This is a genomic window from Bradyrhizobium sp. USDA 4541 (genome assembly GCF_024171085.1).
Classification (GTDB): domain Bacteria; phylum Pseudomonadota; class Alphaproteobacteria; order Rhizobiales; family Xanthobacteraceae; genus Bradyrhizobium; species Bradyrhizobium australafricanum.
This window is the reverse complement of record NZ_JALJZF010000001.1, coordinates 8,943,586-8,959,230: the sequence shown is the minus strand read 5'-3', so window position 1 is coordinate 8,959,230 and position 15,645 is coordinate 8,943,586. Positions and strand designations below refer to the sequence as shown.

The following is a 15,645-nucleotide window of genomic DNA, read 5'->3' as shown; positions in this document are numbered from 1 at the left end:
GACAGATCACTGACGGGTGTTCGGAGACATAGCTGACACATCAACATTGGCTGGATTGGTCCGATTCGGGAGGCCGTCCATGCCGTGGAGTGAGGTGTCAGTAATGGATCAGCGCCACGAGTTCGTGCGGCTGGCATTGCAGGAAGGCGCCAACCGGCGCGAGCTGTGTCAACGGTTCAACATCAGCCCTGACGTTGGCTACAAATGGCTGCGGCGCTGGCAGGCTGGTGATCGGGAACTGGCTGACCGCTCCCGGCGTCCGCATGCGATGCCCAAGCGCAGTGAGGCTGCCATCGAGGAGCAGGTGCTTGCGGTGCGCGACAAGCATCCGGTCTGGGGCGCGCGCAAGATCGCCCACTGCCTGAAGCGGGACGGCAAGACGGTGCCTGTGCCCTCGACGGTGCACCGGATCCTGTGCCGGAACGGCCGCGTCAAGCCGAGCGAGAACGCGCCGCCAAATCCAGGGCACCGCTTCGAGAAGGAAGCTCCCAATCTACTGTGGCAGATGGACTTCAAGGGCCACCTGCCGCTCGCCGACGGAACGCGGTGTCATCCGCTAACGATCGTCGACGATCACTCGCGCTATGTCCTGTGCCTGAAGGCCTGCGCCGACGAGCAGCGTTTCACCGTGCAGGATCACTTGACGACGACGTTCCGCTGCTATGGTTTGCCGGAGGCCTTCTACACCGACAACGGCTCACCATGGGGCGATACGTCCGGCATTCGCTGGACCGGATTGAAGGTCTGGCTGCTCAAGCTTGGCGTCAGGGTGGTGCATGCCAGGCCTTGCCACCCGCAGGCCCGCGGCAAGAACGAACGCTTCCATCGCACCCTGAAGGCCGAGGTCTTTGCGATGCGCCGCTTCCGCACCCTACCGGAAGTCCAGCGTGCCTTGGATGCCTGGCGGCCGATCTACAATCTGCAGCGCCCTCACCAAGGCCTTGATATGCACGTTCCCGCCGATCGCTTCCGACCCAGTGCCCGCGCTATGCCGGCCCGCGTCCCGAAAATCGAGTACGACAGCGGCGAGACCGTGCGCAGGGTCTCATCGACGAGGCCCTACATCTCCTTCAAGGGACGCTTCTGGAAGGTTCCACAGGCCTTCGCGCGCGAACGGCTTGCCATCAGGCCGCTGGATCGCGACGGCCATTACGGCGTCTTCTTCGCCAGCTGGCAGGTCGCATCAATCGACTTGACCAACCGCCAACCTGTCAGTGATGTGTCCGAACAGGTGTCAGCCATGTCCCCGGACTAAACAGTATCTGGGCGATACCGAATACAGAATCCACGGCACCAACAAGCCCGATACGATCGGGAAGCGGGTTTCATCCGGCTGCATCCGGCTGACCAATGACGACGTCATGGACCTCTATGATCGGGTGAAAGTCGGCGCGAAAGTGATCGTGCTTCCGGCACCAGCTGCCCATCGACCATCCCCGGGCGCGCCGCCCGACGCCGCCGTCTCATCGCAGGAACCGGCGTCGCCGTCGAGCCGGCCCTCGGCAGTCAACGCGCAACCGCAGGCTTCTCGATCGAAGATGGCCGACGCCCAGTAACTCAATTCTTCTGTCCCAGATCTACAACTTGAGAAGCAGCCCCGTTCAAAATGGGCTGGGTGGCCGCACCGTAACCTGCGGCATGCCAGGCGTCGGTGCGCTGTATGAGACCGTATGATCGCGTGCGTGGGGCATTGGTAGTAGCGCGCTGCAGCAACAGCGGTTTCTTGTGGATCAAATTTGGGAAAGTCGTAGCGTCGTGAGTAGAGGCTGTGCCGCTACAGCCTTCCAGCCCCGGCAGCCCCAGCTCACCCCCTGAGCTGGGGCTTGCTTGGTTCCTCGTTCGATGGTCGATCGGGATGGATGGCGTCGAGTACGGCCTGATAGGTCTAGCGATCGTTTTCTTCGTCGTCGGCGGGGGCGCTCTTCTGCTCGGATGATCAGCGCTACAACCCCCACACCATCGCGATGGCCAAGAGCACCAGCATGCAGGGACCGCGGTCACAGCCGCCCTTTCGCGTTAGCGATCACGTCTCACTGAGCACATCGTAAATCGGCAAATGCCCGCGGCAATTGCCATTCGGAACTGGTCCTAACCAACAGACGGGCAGGCAAATCGCATGCGCAAAAGTAGTAGCGCGCCGCAGCATTGCGGTTCGTAGTGGATAGAAATTGGGAAAAAGGCGCAATGTAACGTCGTGGGCGGAGGGCGGCCGCTACAGCCTCCGAAGCCGCGTCAGTCCCAGCTCAATCCGCCTTCCAGCTGGGCGCACCGGACGGGGAGGGAGATCTCATGAGGGCAGCGCTCTTGGCATTATCGCTCGTTGGTCAGCCGCCCGTACAAATTTCAGACAGTGTTCCCAACTTCGACATCAAGTCGCTTTGCGCGGACGTTTCCGTTGACGATAAAGCGTCGGGACTTCCCCAGGACGCGAGCAAGTGCGTGAGTGACGAGGCGGTTGCGCGGCAGCAGCTAAACTCGATCTGGCTAACTGCCCCGGCGGGACCGCGAGAAAGTTGCGAACTCATGGCAGGGTCAGGGCAAGTACAAAGCTATGTCGAACTCCTCATTTGCTTGAAAATGATTGACTGGGACTCGCCATCGACAGTACCCTCTCAGAGGCCCAGGCAAGGTTCGAAAACGCCAGGCAATTAACCCAGTTCGATGAATTGCGACGGAGCGCTGTGAAGCGTGCGGAGAGGTCACCATTCAGTCTTCCGAGCGCAGAGTCGCTTCGATGCGCTGGATCAGCCGCTCCCGCAGCGAAGGCACCGCGTTGCCGAGAACGGCGAAGGTGCGGACGATGGGCAAATACGGCTCCATTGCCGCCGTTAGATCCGCGAGAGACATGCCGTTGAGCCGGGCATATTCGGATTGCGCCGCCGCATTGGTCGCGCGCGGCCGCTCCGGATTGTCGGCGACTTCCGGCCCGAGCTCGGACAGGATCACGCGCAAGAACCCAAGCTCGAGGACGGCGGGCCCGCGCATCGCGCTGACCCAGTCGACCAGCTTTGGGCCTTCCGCTGTCATGATCACGTTACCGGGGCTCAGGTCGGTATGGCAGAGCCCGTCGCCCGGCGGCAGGCGATCGATCAGCGCGAGGATTTCAGTGGCGATGTGCTTCGGTAGCTTGCCGTCGTCGTGCTCCAACTGAGCCTCCATATACTCGCGCATGGAGAGGACCTCCGGCGGCAGGGGCGTCTTGTGAATGGACATGGCGAGAGCCGCGACGATCGCGCCGGCCTGTTCGAACGTCACCGCGCCGGTTCGGGTTAGCTGCAGCAGGGTCGGTCCGTCGAGGCGCTGCAGCACGATGCCGAAGCGCCCGTCCAGGGTCACCTCTCCGAACACCTCCGGCACCGGAGCGCCGGCGGCGTGGACGGCGCGGATCATGTGCACCTCGAACCAGGGCATCCGCCGCGGCAAGCCGGGCTTGAACAGTTTGACGACTCGCCCCGGCGCCCAGGCGTAGGCTTCGGAGTAGGCGCCTTCACCGATCTTTTCCCCCAGCGATCCCTGCATGCCCGTTCTCCGCCGTGCAGAGCAAACACCGGCGGCGAGCAAAAAGGAACCCCTCCCGTCGCGGGGCCGCCGGACACCATCGCTGACGGCCTGCGTGACCATCGAGAACGCCGGGTCTTCGAGGTGAACCGGAAGTCCCTCGGTAGCGGCAAGGCTTTGGCGAGTCTCGTCCGAGCCTTCAGCTCGGTTCAATCCAATGGGAAGGATTCGAGACGTACATGGTTCCTCGCGTCAGGAAAGCGGACAATTCAAGTCCCACACCTAAAAACGGCAAGTCGAGCACAATGACGCCCGAGCCCTTGGCTGCCTCGAATCCTCCGTACAGCGTGTGGAGTGCATTTCTCACGTTTTGAAGTAAGCCAATAGCCGTAAAGGTGTTACGCGTATTCAGCGCGGGTGCCACGTACCTGCCGTTTTTCAAGCCATCGATGAAGTACTTGCTGTTATGGATCGATTGTAGTGCCGATTTCGAGATCAGCTTTTCGGTAAATGCGACATTGACGCCCCAGTCATTCAGGGGTTCACGGTGCAACTCATATGGAACGCTGAAACCAAAGCCGATAACAGCAACCGCCCCTCCGCTGCCTCCAAGACCCAGTCCCCACCGGCTGCTAATAATCTGGAGATCAAAGGTCTCCAAATCTCCCAGGTTCACGACGTACGCGGTCGTGCTCTCGATGCCGCCGATCAACAACTGTCCGCCAGACTTGACGCCGAAGCCAAGCCAACGTTTGAAGAACTTGCGTTCCTCCGGATAAAATTGAGGTTTCGGTTGAGGCGGCGGTGGTGGCGGCGGCGGCGGTGGATTTGGCTTATTCCAAACCGAGATGATCACACCACGCCAGGCTTCGTTTTCCACCCCATCCATTTCACCTGCATACTTGGCCGCGCGTTCCCCTTTCGCCACCTCGAGCGCAACTTTGAAATTGTTGGGCACTTGCTTGCGAAGCAGATCGATTACGGACCGCAGCCTGTTATGCGACAATTCCATGTTGAAATCGTCGCTGCCGGTACGACTCGCAAGTCCGATAATTGTAAGGCTTCCTCCGCTCCTCAATTTTGGAGCGACGACACTGATCAGCCAATTGGAATGTTCCGGCTTTATGGCGAACTTGCCGACTTCGAAGTTGAATAACTTCGCCGCAATCGTATCCGGTGCCTGAGATCCGTACTCCTGGATTTTTCCAGGTGATGCCATGTTGACTATCTCCCAACGGAGAGACCGATGCGGAACGGGTAGGACCCGGATTGAAATATCCGCGTATCAATGGGTCGCTTTGGAGTTTATGCCGGTTCATCGTCGCCCTCGGATTCCCGGCGGCTACTTGAAGGTGCCGTCGAAGTCGGTGAAGGCGAAGCCATAGGACACTCCGTGGTTTTCGGTGGAATGAGCGTGGGCGGCTCGGGTTTCATCGCGATGTCGCGGCGAAGCGCGGCAGTGGGCGATTAGGGCCGCGTACTCCATCAAAATCCAGAACGCCTGCTTTCGGGGACGAAGCGGAAACCCGATCCAAGTTCACGGATATCGCCTTCTGACCCGAAGCGGTCCTGCACGCGGATGGCGTCGTCGCGTGCGCCATCCGCTCCTGCAATCTATCTCTTGCTATCTCTTGCGAAGAAAAAGAGCCTCAGGCCTTCAGGTCCGTGATCCGCATGATCGCGACCACATTCCCATCATTGTACGCCTGCTCTTTTGTTTCCTTGTTACAGGTCCAGACAAAATTCTTCTTGCCCGTAAAGGTCTTTCCGTCCTGCTCAAGCCGAAGCTCCCCTTCGGTGATATGGCAGATCATGGCATTCATCATCGGGGGGCCCATGGTCTTCGATCCCGGCTGCATCATGACATCGCGCATTGAGACCGTCTTAAATCCTGGGATCAGGGATGGTGTCTCGCCTTCATATTCACGCACCACGACACCTGGCCAAGGTGCCGCATCCTTGTAGCCCGTGGCTTGAGCCTTGGCGGGCTTGATCATGGCAGTCGAAACCGCTGCCAACGCGATTCCCAGTGCGGACCTTCGATCGACCTTCCTCATCGCTTTTCTCCCGACGTTACCGAACGAGCGGCCGCAAATGCAGCGCGCAAAGTTCGTGGTGAACGGTGGTGCGAAACCGAAAAAAGAACGGCCTCTAGGAGAGCGTGTGCCTGCCGATAGCACCTGTGCTGCTCGTTTGCCCGGACGGTGATTTCGGCACGTCCCGCTTCAAGGGCCACGACATTCTACGGCACCTGACGCATCCGGGGAACAGGTGGCGTTGCACGAAGACACTGCAGCCTGTCGGGAAGGTCCGAAACTGGCCCCTTAGCCGGCATGACCGAATGCGCCTCGCGAGTCCGCACCCGAGGCTGATGCGGACATTCGTCGGCAGGCGGATTGATGGCTACACGCCCCGGATCGAGGTGCGTGCCGAGCACCACTTTGCAAACAACAAAAAAGCCGGCGTTGCCGCCGGCTTTCGTGTCTGTTGGCTCGCTGCTGCGCGATCAGTGCGCGGCTTCGAGCGCGGCTTCCTGCCGGGCAATTGTGCCCTTCACGGCCGACTGCACCTTCTCGAACGCGCGGACCTCGATCTGCCGCACGCGCTCGCGCGACACGCCGAACTCGGCGGCGAGGTCTTCCAGCGTCATCGGCTCATCCGCCAGACGCCGCGCCTCGAAGATGCGGCGTTCGCGCGGGTTGAGCACGCCGATCGCACCGTTCAGGGCCTGGCGGCGATGATCGAACTCCTCGCTCTCGGCCATCAGGGCTTCGGCGTTGGGCGAGTTGTCGACCAGCCAGTCCTGCCATTCGCCGGCTTCGCCGTCGTCGCGGATCGGGGCGTTGAGCGACGCGTCACCGCCGAGGCGGCGGTTCATGTCGATCACGTCCTGATCGGTCACGCCGAGGCGCTTGGCAATCAGCTTGACCTGGTCGGGGTGGAGATCACCCTCTTCCAGGGCGGAGATCTTGCTCTTCGCCTTGCGCAGGTTGAAGAAGAGCTTCTTCTGGTTCGCGGTGGTGCCCATCTTCACGAGCGACCAGGAACGCAGAATGTACTCTTGTATTGACGCCTTGATCCACCACATGGCGTAAGTGGCGAGACGGAAGCCCTTCTCCGGCTCGAATCGCTTCACCGCCTGCATCAGGCCGACATTGCCTTCCGAGACGACCTCGGAAATCGGCAAGCCGTAGCCGCGATAGCCCATGGCGATCTTGGCCACGAGCCTGAGATGGCTGGTGACGAGCTTATGCGCCGCGTCGCGATCGTCATGCTCGCGCCAACGCTTGGCGAGCATGTACTCCTGCTGGGGTTCCAGCATCGGGAACTTGCGGATCTCGGCGAGGTATCGAGAGAGGCCGGATTCTCCATTGAGGACCGGCAACGTAGCTGTACGGGCCATTTGAGCGCCCTCCAGTGGTTCAGGCCCCCGATAGCGGCGGGCCCGGCAGGTGGCCGCTGGGTTAAAGCCGGCCATGCTGCGATGTTCCGCGCTGGATATTCAGCGCAGGTGCAACATACACCAAACTGTCCGTGATAGGGAAGGATTGCTGACGTCACGTCCCCGTGTGGCAGGTATAACCTATTGTCATAACGCGGCTTTTCCGGGAGGGGTGCGTCATACCGCCGCTTCCAGCGCCCGTTGCAGAAGAAGCAAATCCTCCGGCAAAGGCGCCTCCCAGTGCAAAAGTTCTCCGGTCCGGGGGTGCTCCAATGCCAGCAGATAGGCGTGCAGGGCCTGCCGGCCCAGCGCAGTGAGTGTGTCCTTACCTTCCGCGCCGAGCTGCCCGGCCTTGGTCTTGAAGTGGGCGCCGTAAACGCTGTCGCCGAGCAGGGGATGGCCGAGATGGGCGAGGTGCACCCTGATCTGATGGGTCCGCCCGGTCTCGAGCCGGCACGCCAGCAGCGAGGCGACCGGCTTGCCGTCGCGGCCGGCGAAGCTCGAGAGCACCTCGAAATGCGTGATCGCCTCGCGGCCGCCCTGGCGCACCGCCATCTTCTCGCGGGCGTGCGGGTGACGATCGATCGGCGCGTCGATCGTGCCGTGGGGCCGGTTCGGCACGCCCCAGACGAACGCCATGTAGCCGCGCTCCATCGGCCCGGTGCGGCCATGGTCGGCGAACTGCGCGGTCAGCGACTGGTGGGCGTGGTCGTTTTTGGCGACCACCATCAGCCCCGTGGTGTCCTTGTCGAGGCGGTGCACGATGCCCGGCCGCTTGACCCCGCCGATGCCGGACAGGCTCGAGCCGCAATGGGCGATCAGCGCGTTGACCAGCGTTCCGCTGGCGTGGCCGGCGGCGGGATGCACGACGAGGCCCCTCGGCTTGTCGATGACGATGATGTCGTCGTCCTCGAACACGATATCGAGCGCGATGTCCTCGCCCTGCGGCTCGGCGGGCGCGGCCTCCGGCACGTCGATTATGATCGTATCGCCCTTGGCGACATGATAAGCGGGGTCGCGGACGACGGCGTCCTTGACGGTCACGGAACCGGCGAGGATCAGCGCCTTCAGCCGGGACCGGGACAGCTCGGGACTGCGCTGCGCGAGCACGCGGTCGAGCCGGGCCGAGCCCTCGTCGCCGGCGACGACGACCTCCAGCTTCCGACCGCCATTCGAAGAGACTTGTTGCGAAGACACTTGCAAAGATAGAGCCTTGTGATGACCGACACCGCTGTGACCGAACCGACCCCCGACCAGGCCGCGCTGATCGCGCGGGTGCGGCGCATGATGCTGATCGCGGGCCTGACCTCGGCACTGGCCGTGGCCGTCGTATTGATTGCCATCGGCTACCGCCTTTATCGCAGCGAGGGAAGCCCCGTTTCCGTTTCCGACGTCACTGCTGCGCTGCCGAAAGGCGCGCGCATCGTCGCCACCGGTGTCGCCGGCGAACGATTGGTCCTCACGCTTGACGTGGGCGGTGCAACAGAGATTCGCACATTTGATGCAAAGACGCTGAAACCTGTCGGCAGGCTGAGCTTCGTCAACGAACCCTGATCGCAGCAATCGCGAAGCCGCGCGGTCGATCAACCGAAAGCTGCAGCGTATTTTTTGCGCATGCGTTCGCGCATCGAGAAGGTGTGCCGCCATCTTTTCGGCCGAGTTGCACGTTCAGCTTGCGCCATGTCGCGATCCAACCCGAGCGCTTCCATCGAACAGTCTGGTGAGTCCGATCTGTCGGGCTCGTGCGCCGACCAGACGCGCCGCGCGGTGTTGACCGCGCTCGCAGGCTGCGCCTGCCTCGCCGCGATCGAGCCTGCGGCCGCCGATGATGACGAACAGCCCGGCGCCAATGAGCGGCCGCAAAAAGCGGATCGGCTCGTGCGCGCCGAGGGCGACAAGGCGGGCCAGGTCATCAAGTCGGAAGATCTGACCTTGGGCGGCCCGCCTATTCGCGCCTGGCCGCAGGACCCGAACACCTCGGTCGTTCGCAAGGGCTCGCGGCTGAACGAGGTCGTGCTGGTCAAGCTCGATCCCGCCGAACTCGACGATGCCACGCGCGCCCGCGCCCCTGACGGCATCGTCTGCTACTCGGTCATCTGCACGCATGCCGGATGTCCGATCACTGCCTGGTTGAAGGAAGAGCAGGGCGACAAGAGCGTTCTGAAATGCCTCTGTCACAACTCCGAATACGATCCGCGGCAGAATGCGCAGGTCGTGTTCGGGCCGGCGCCACGTCGCCTCGCGGCATTGCCGCTGACGGTTGCCGACGGCGCGATCACGGTCGCAGCGCCATTCGTCGGAAAGGTGGGTGCTCAGCAGGGAGGATGAGGCCACATCGGGATTTCTGCATGACCTAAACTGAAAAAATCAAAACAGAGCAGGGAGGTAGCATCTCATGACAAGCAAGCAGTGGTTACTGTCGAGTTGTGTCGCATTCACGTGCCTCATTTCGACCTATGCCGTCGCGGGGCCGATCGAAAACTACAGTTCGGTGACCTCGGCGCGTCTCGAAAATCCCGAACCCGGCAACTGGATGCTGTATCGCCGGACCTACGACGGACAGGGGTATAGTCCGCTCAACCAGATCAACACCTCCAACGTCAAGGACCTCAAGCCGGTCTGGACCTTCTCGACCGGGGTCATCGAGGGCCATGAGGCGCCGCCGATCGTCAACAACGGCGTGATGTTTGCCGCGACCCCGATGGGGCAGGTGATCGCGCTCAACGCCAAGACCGGCGAGGAGTACTGGCGCTACAAGCGGCAGCTTCCCGACGATCTGTTCCAGCTGCACCCGACCAGCCGTGGCGTCGGCCTGTGGCAGGACAAGGTCTACTTCGCCACCACCGACGACCATGTCGTCGCGCTCGATGCCAAGACCGGCAAGGTGGTCTGGGACACCAAGGTCCAGGACTACAAGAAGGGTCAGTATCTGACGCTGATGCCGCTGGTGGTCGACGGCAAGGTGATCGTCGGCGGCTCCGGCGGCGAATTCGGCGTGCGCGGCTATGTCGTCGCCTACGATGCCGAGAGCGGCAAGGAGCTCTGGCGCACCTTCACCATCCCCGGCGAAGGCGAGCCCGGGCACGAGACCTGGAGTGGCGACGACTGGAAGTCGGGCGGTGGATCGGCCTGGATGACCGGCACCTACGACAAGGACAACAAGACGATCCTCTGGGGCGTCGGCAACGCTGCGCCGTGGCCGGGCTCGGCTCACGCCGGCGACAACCTCTACACCAGCTCGGTGATCGGTCTCGATCCCGAGACCGGCAAGATCAAGAAGCACTTCCAGTATCACCAGAACGATTCCTGGGACTGGGACGAGGTCGATGCGCCGATGCTGGTCGACCTGCAGCGTGACGGACGTTCGTTCAAGAGCCTGATCCACCCGGGACGCGACGCCATCTTCTGGGTGCTCGAGAACAAGCCCGACAAGATCAACTACGTGTCCGGCTGGCCGTTCGTGAAGACCAATGTCTGGAAGGGCATCGAGGCCGAGACCGGTCGGCCGATCGTCGATCCCGAGCACAAGCCGGTGATCGGCAAGCGGGTCGAGTTCTGCCCGTCGCTGTGGGGCGGCAAGGATTGGCCGTCGGCGGCGTACAGCCAGAGCACCAAGCTCGTCTACGTTCCCGCCAACGAGAACTTCTGCGGCGGCTTCACGGGCGAGAAGCAGCCGCTGGTACCCGGCCAGCTCTGGCTCGGCACCAAGCCGGAGGACATCGGACTGACGCCGGCACCGAACGCCGATCATTTCGGCGAGTTGCAGGCGTGGGATCCGGCCACCGGCAAGAAGGTCTGGCAGCACGACTTCAAGACCTCGCAGCTGTTCGGCTCGGTGACGGCGACCGCGGGCGATCTGGTTCTCGCCGGCGGCACCAACGACCGGATGTTCCGCATCTTCAACGCCAAGACCGGCGAGCTGTTGTGGGAGCAGAAGACCAACTCCGGCATCATGGCGATGCCGATGTCCTATGAGGTCGACGGAACGCAATACATCGCGGTCCAGTCGGGTTGGGGCGTCGACGCGCAACGCATCCAGGATGCTCTGGCCGGCAAGGTCAAGGGCTTCGAGAACAACGTCCCGCAAGGCGGCGTGATCTGGGTGTTCGCGCTCGACAAGAAGTAAGCCACGTGATCCGAGCTTCGGTCCTGATTGAATCAGGACCGAAGCTCGGCTTGTTATGACGCGTTTTCTCCAAGCGAAACGGTGTTCGTTCCGTTCGAAAACGCTTCTCACCTATAGGGGGCGATGCGATCGGGAAGCGGCGGATGGGGAGACCGCCGCTTCCCGGTCCGCGCTTGCTTTATTTGCCCTTGGTATCGACCTTCCGCTTCTCGTCGTCGTTCATCTGCTTGATCGTGGGGTCGCGGCTTGCCTCGCCGGTGGTCTGGCCGGTGGTCGATGGCGGGCCGCTGCTCGGAACCGACGTCTGGTCGGGCAGCACCCGCGCCGGACGGGTCGCCGTTGCGTTCGGCGGCGAGGCGGTCTGGGCAAGCGCCGTCTGTGTCGCAAAAAGCAAGACGCCCGCGGACAGGGTTGCCGCGAGCGTCCCGAATGTTTGAGGTGGGGTTCTCATCGATCTGCTCCAGTGGATCGATGAGAACGACCTATCTCGTCCGACGTTCCAGCTTCAGGTCTCCAGCTGCTTGCCGATCGGAAGGGCGCGGATGCGCTTTCCGGTCGCGGCAAAGATCGCGTTGATCAATGCCGGCGCGAACGGCGGCACGCCGGGCTCGCCGACGCCGCTCGGCGGGGTGTCCGCGCCGGGCGGCACGATGTAGACGTTGGTGATCACAGGCGACTCGTCCATCCGGATCACCGGGAAGTCGTCGAAATTGCCCTGCTGCACCTTGCCGTCCTTGAAGCTGATCTCGCCGTATTTGGCCAGACTCAGCCCCATGATCGCGGCACCCTCGATCTGCGAGTGGATCCGTTCCGGATTGACATAGGTGCCGCAATCGATCGCGGTGTCGACCCGCGGCACCGAGAACTTGCCCTTGTCGTCGACCGCCACCTCGACGATGGTCGCGATGTAGCTGACGAACGAGCGGTGCACCGCGATGCCGAGGCCGTGGCCCTTCGGCACCTTGCGGCCCCACTCGCCCTTCTCGGCGACCAGCTCGACCACCTTGCGCAAGCGCGCGGTGTCGATCGGGTAGCTGTCATAGGGCTCGCCGTAGTTCCAGGGATCCTTCACCGAGGACAGGTTGACGATCCGCGGGCTTCCGATCAGCTCCAGCAGCATCTCCTTCTGGTCGCGGCCCGTCGCATGCGCGATTTCCCCGACCATGGATTGCACCGCGAAGGCGCGCGGGATGTTGGAGACCGAGCGGAACCAGCCGATCCGCGTGAACGCGGCCGCTTCCGGATTCTCGCACTGCAGGTTGGCGATCTCGAACGGGTTGTCGATCAGGCCCATGCCGAGCTCGAACGGCGCCTCGTGATTGGCGCCGGCGGCGAAGGTCGAGGCGATGGTTGGCGCCACGCTGCGGTGCCGCCACGCAATCACCTTGCCGCTCTTGTCGAGACCGGCCTCGATCCGTTCCACCGAGACGGTGTGCAGGAAGTCGTGATGCACGTCGTCCTCACGGGTCCACTGCACCTTGACCGGCGCGCCGAGCTCCTTCGACAGCAATGCCGCCTCGAGCGCGAAGTCGCATTTCGACTTGCGGCCGAAGCCGCCGCCGAGCAGCGTCACGTTGACGGTGACATTGTCCTCGGGGATGCCAAGCGTCTTGGCGACATCCTCGCGGGTGCCGCCGGGGCTCTGCACCGGCGCCCAGATCGTGGCCTTGTCGCCCTTGACGTCGGCCACCGCGACCGGCGGCTCCATGCTGACATGGGCGAGATGCGGCAAATAATATTCGCCCGTGATCACCTTATCGGCGGTCTTCAGGGCCGCATCGGCGTCGCCTTCCTTGCGCACCACGAGGCCGGGTTTGCGCGCGGCTTCCTCGAGCGAGGCACGATAGGTGACGGAGTCGTATTTGGCGTTGGCGCCGTCGTCCCAGACGATCTTCAGCGCGTCGCGGCCCTTGATTGCGGCGCCGGTGTTGCGCGCGATCACGGCCACGCCGCCGAGCGGCTGGAACTTGGACGGCCACGGCCAGCCCTTGACCTCCATCACCTTCTCGACGCCCGGCACCTTCTTGGCCGCGCTGTCGTCGAACGACTTGAGCTTGCCGCCGGTGACCGGCGGACGCGCGATGACGGCGTATTTCAGGCCGGGCAGCCGGACATCGGCGCCGTAATTCGCCTTGCCGGTGGTGATGTCGTGCAGGTCGACGATCGAGACCTGGCCTTTGCCGAGATAGCGGAAGTCCTTGGGGTCCTTCAGCTTGAGGCCCTCGACGCTCGGCACCGACTCCTTTGCGGCGTCGGCCGCGAGTTCGCCGAAGCCTGCCTTGCGGCCGCTCGCGCTGTGCACCACCTCGTGGTTCTGCGCCTTCACCTCGGTGACCGGCACGCCCCATTTCTTGGCGGCGGCAGCTTCCAGCATCGAGCGCGCCGAGGCGCCGATCTGGCGCATCGGGATCAGATAATGCCGCGTGCTGCGCGAGCCGTCGGTGTCCTGGTTGCCGAACTTGACCTCGTCGCCATGCGCCTGTTGGACATGGACGCGCGACCAGTCGGCCTCCATTTCCTCGGCGACGATCAAGGGCAGGCTGGTGCGGACGCCGGTGCCCATCTCGGAGCGGTGCGCCAGGATGGTGACGATGCCGTCGGGGGCGATCGCGACGAACACGCGCGGGTCGACCACGACGCCGTGCGGCATCTTGCCGGCGCCGGTTTCATAGGCGAACGCCTGGCGCGTCATCACGGGCGCGGCGAGCACGAAAGAGCCGGCGATGCCGAGCCCCTTGAGGATGCTGCGGCGCGAAACGTTCTCGACCTTCACGTGCTTCTCGAAGCCGCGAAGCTTGCTGGGATTGGTGCGGATATTCATGTCACACCCCCGTCGATGCGAGATGGACGGCATTCTCGATCCGCTGGTAGCAGCCGCAGCGGCAGATATTGCCCGCCATGGCTTCGCGGATCTGGTCGTGGCTGGGCTTCGGGTTCTGGTCCAGCAGCGCCGCGGCCTGCATGATCTGGCCGGCCTGGCAGTAGCCGCACTGCGGCACGTTGACCTGGCGCCAGGCCTTCTGCACCGGATGGTCGCCGGTCGGATGCAGCCCCTCGATGGTGGTGACCTCGCGGCCGACGACGTCGGACACCGAGGTGATGCAGGCGCGAACCGCCTCCTTGTCGACGATCACGGTGCAGGCGCCGCACAGCGCCTGGCCGCAGCCGAACTTGGTGCCCGTGAGGCCTGCTTCGTCACGGAGATACCAGAGCAGCGAAAGATCCGGGTCGCCGTCCCAATTCTGTTCCTGGCCGTTGATTTTTAGTTTGATCATGGTCTGTCCTCGCTCTGCTTAAGCTATTGACCTGTGCGGCGCGAGGTGCGGAACGTCTTCCATGGCCTGCGACCGCGCTGATGTTTGTTGTGCCAAGATATTCGTGAGCCAAATCTGCCGTGCGCCAAGGCCGTCAAGCGCTTGCGCTTTGTTCCAAGCACTCCTCTCGCTTGTCCGGCGCCGTGCGGGGCGAAGCATGGTGAAGGGCTGCGATGTTAGCAGAGACGGACGCCGGGTGACTTCACAGCCAAGTGTTTTGCATTGCCATTTGGCGAAAGCAGGGCCGTGCACGACGACGACATGACATCTCAGGGTGGCCATCATGCGATCGCGCGGGCGGTGCCACTGCAGCGTGCAGGTGCGACGCGCTCGGCAAAGGCACGCGCGGCATCTCGCCCGGCCTCGTCTTCCCGGGTGCGCGATTGCACACCTGAGGGCATCGCGCGGCGATGAACCTGGAATCCAGCGCTATGGCGCCGGATGCCCCCGGGGGCGTTCGTAAAGCATGCGTGACAAAATCCCCGCCGCAATGCACAAGGCATCTTGCGGCGGCCGGATTTCAAGGCTATTGCCTTGCCTCTCAACGCTCCCTTCGTCTAGCGGTTAGGACGCGGCCCTCTCAAGGCTGAAACAGGGGTTCGATTCCCCTAGGGAGCGCCAGCCTGACACCTTTCGGCTTGATTTCCCTTTCATTTTCGGCTTTTTCCCCAAACTCGCGGAAGTGGTTTGGGGAATCCTGTTCGCGTTGTGTCCTTCAAGCTTGATCACCGCGTCTTCAGCGAGGGCCGCCTGATCAGCCTCCTCCGTATAGCGCTCAGCTTCAGCTAGCGTCGTGTGTCCGAGGACAGACATGATCATCTTCGCCGTTGCGCCGGCTTCGGCGAGCAAACGTCCGGCGGCTTTCCGTAGACCATGCGGCTTGCAATCGAGAGGCAGTCCGGCCTTCGAGATAGCGTCGCGCATCCATCCACTGAAACCATCAACGGTGAAGGACTTGCCATAAGCAGTAGTAATGATCACGACGCGTTGCATGTCATATGCGTCGAGCGCCTCGACGGTGTCCCGATGCAACGGGATGAGAAGCTCGCGCCCGGTCTTCTGTTGCCTTATCCTGATCTTGCGTTCTGGCGTGATGTGCGTCTGCGCCATCCTGACTACGTCGGAGCGACGCTGGCCCAGATTGAGGAACAGGTGAAACGCAGTGCGCTGTTTGGTGCCGAGCGGCCAGCATTCTTTGAATTGCTCAATTTCGTCGTCGGTCCACGACCGAATTTTCTTGATCTTCGGCCGTTTGATACCCAATG

13 protein-coding genes, 1 tRNA gene and 1 pseudogene are annotated in these 15,645 nt (G+C 62.8%); 6 read left to right on the top strand and 9 right to left on the bottom strand.

The annotated features are described in order from the left end of the window. The first annotated feature begins 79 nt into the window (after positions 1-79). Complete coding sequence (locus J2R80_RS42260; protein ID WP_057015551.1) at positions 80-1,255, top strand: IS481 family transposase; 1,176 nt, start codon at positions 80-82, stop codon at positions 1,253-1,255. After that, on the top strand, positions 1,218-1,556 hold the full coding sequence (locus tag J2R80_RS42255) for a L,D-transpeptidase family protein (RefSeq protein WP_375162641.1): 339 nt from the start codon (positions 1,218-1,220) through the stop codon (positions 1,554-1,556). The genes J2R80_RS42260 and J2R80_RS42255 overlap by 38 nt, the downstream gene beginning before the upstream one ends. 1,150 nt (positions 1,557-2,706) lie before the next feature. Here J2R80_RS42255 and J2R80_RS42250 read toward each other — a convergent pair. The 5 genes from J2R80_RS42250 to J2R80_RS42230 all read right to left on the bottom strand — a co-directional run bounded on the left by J2R80_RS42250 (position 2,707) and on the right by J2R80_RS42230 (position 8,137). Continuing rightward, a complete protein-coding gene (locus J2R80_RS42250) occupies positions 2,707-3,519 on the bottom strand; it encodes an aminoglycoside phosphotransferase family protein (protein ID WP_253640905.1) in 813 nt (270 codons plus the stop codon). A 178-nt stretch (positions 3,520-3,697) separates the two neighbouring features. Continuing rightward, positions 3,698-4,717: a hypothetical protein gene (locus tag J2R80_RS42245; RefSeq protein ID WP_253640904.1), complete on the bottom strand. Its 1,020-nt coding sequence runs from the start codon at positions 4,715-4,717 to the stop codon at positions 3,698-3,700. A 430-nt stretch (positions 4,718-5,147) separates the two neighbouring features. Continuing rightward, positions 5,148-5,555 (bottom strand): hypothetical protein, encoded by a 408-nt coding sequence (locus tag J2R80_RS42240; protein ID WP_253640903.1) that lies wholly within the window; start codon positions 5,553-5,555, stop codon positions 5,148-5,150. Between the two features lie 449 nt (positions 5,556-6,004). Then, positions 6,005-6,901 (bottom strand): RNA polymerase sigma factor RpoH, encoded by an 897-nt coding sequence (gene rpoH, locus J2R80_RS42235; protein ID WP_024581019.1) that lies wholly within the window; start codon positions 6,899-6,901, stop codon positions 6,005-6,007. A gap of 216 nt (positions 6,902-7,117) precedes the next feature. Beyond that, complete coding sequence (locus J2R80_RS42230) at positions 7,118-8,137, bottom strand: RluA family pseudouridine synthase (RefSeq protein ID WP_244435987.1); 1,020 nt, start codon at positions 8,135-8,137, stop codon at positions 7,118-7,120. Between the two features lie 21 nt (positions 8,138-8,158). Between J2R80_RS42230 and J2R80_RS42225 the strand changes: the two genes are divergently transcribed. The 3 genes from J2R80_RS42225 (at position 8,159) to J2R80_RS42215 (ending at position 11,066) form a co-directional block, all read left to right on the top strand. Further along, positions 8,159-8,494, top strand: a complete 336-nt coding sequence (locus tag J2R80_RS42225; protein ID WP_028333161.1) for a hypothetical protein — start codon at positions 8,159-8,161, stop codon at positions 8,492-8,494. A gap of 126 nt (positions 8,495-8,620) precedes the next feature. Continuing rightward, positions 8,621-9,268, top strand: coding sequence for a ubiquinol-cytochrome c reductase iron-sulfur subunit (locus tag J2R80_RS42220; protein WP_057018048.1), 648 nt, complete (start codon positions 8,621-8,623; stop codon positions 9,266-9,268). 67 nt (positions 9,269-9,335) lie between these two features. Next, the gene (locus tag J2R80_RS42215) at positions 9,336-11,066 is read left to right on the top strand and encodes a methanol/ethanol family PQQ-dependent dehydrogenase (RefSeq protein WP_038387773.1); all 1,731 of its coding nucleotides are present in this window, start codon (positions 9,336-9,338) and stop codon (positions 11,064-11,066) included. Positions 11,067-11,244: 178 nt separating this feature from the next. Here J2R80_RS42215 and J2R80_RS42210 read toward each other — a convergent pair whose 3' ends face one another. Genes J2R80_RS42210 through J2R80_RS42200 form a run of 3 tightly spaced genes read right to left on the bottom strand, consistent with a single transcriptional unit; the run spans position 11,245 to position 14,341 of the window. Beyond that, the gene (locus tag J2R80_RS42210; protein WP_253640902.1) at positions 11,245-11,517 is read right to left on the bottom strand and encodes a hypothetical protein; all 273 of its coding nucleotides are present in this window, start codon (positions 11,515-11,517) and stop codon (positions 11,245-11,247) included. 54 nt (positions 11,518-11,571) lie between these two features. Beyond that, positions 11,572-13,887, bottom strand: coding sequence for a molybdopterin cofactor-binding domain-containing protein (locus tag J2R80_RS42205; protein WP_225647995.1), 2,316 nt, complete (start codon positions 13,885-13,887; stop codon positions 11,572-11,574). 1 nt (position 13,888) lies between these two features. After that, positions 13,889-14,341 (bottom strand): (2Fe-2S)-binding protein, encoded by a 453-nt coding sequence (locus tag J2R80_RS42200; protein WP_028333166.1) that lies wholly within the window; start codon positions 14,339-14,341, stop codon positions 13,889-13,891. 585 nt (positions 14,342-14,926) lie between these two features. On the opposite strand from J2R80_RS42200, the gene J2R80_RS42195 reads away from it, so the two are divergent. Further along, positions 14,927-15,001: transfer RNA gene (locus J2R80_RS42195), tRNA-Glu, on the top strand. A gap of 189 nt (positions 15,002-15,190) precedes the next feature. Here the strand turns inward: J2R80_RS42195 and J2R80_RS42190 are convergent. Further along, a pseudogene (locus J2R80_RS42190) lies at positions 15,191-15,643 on the bottom strand (tyrosine-type recombinase/integrase); the annotation flags it as partial. Positions 15,644-15,645: the final 2 nt, after the last annotated feature.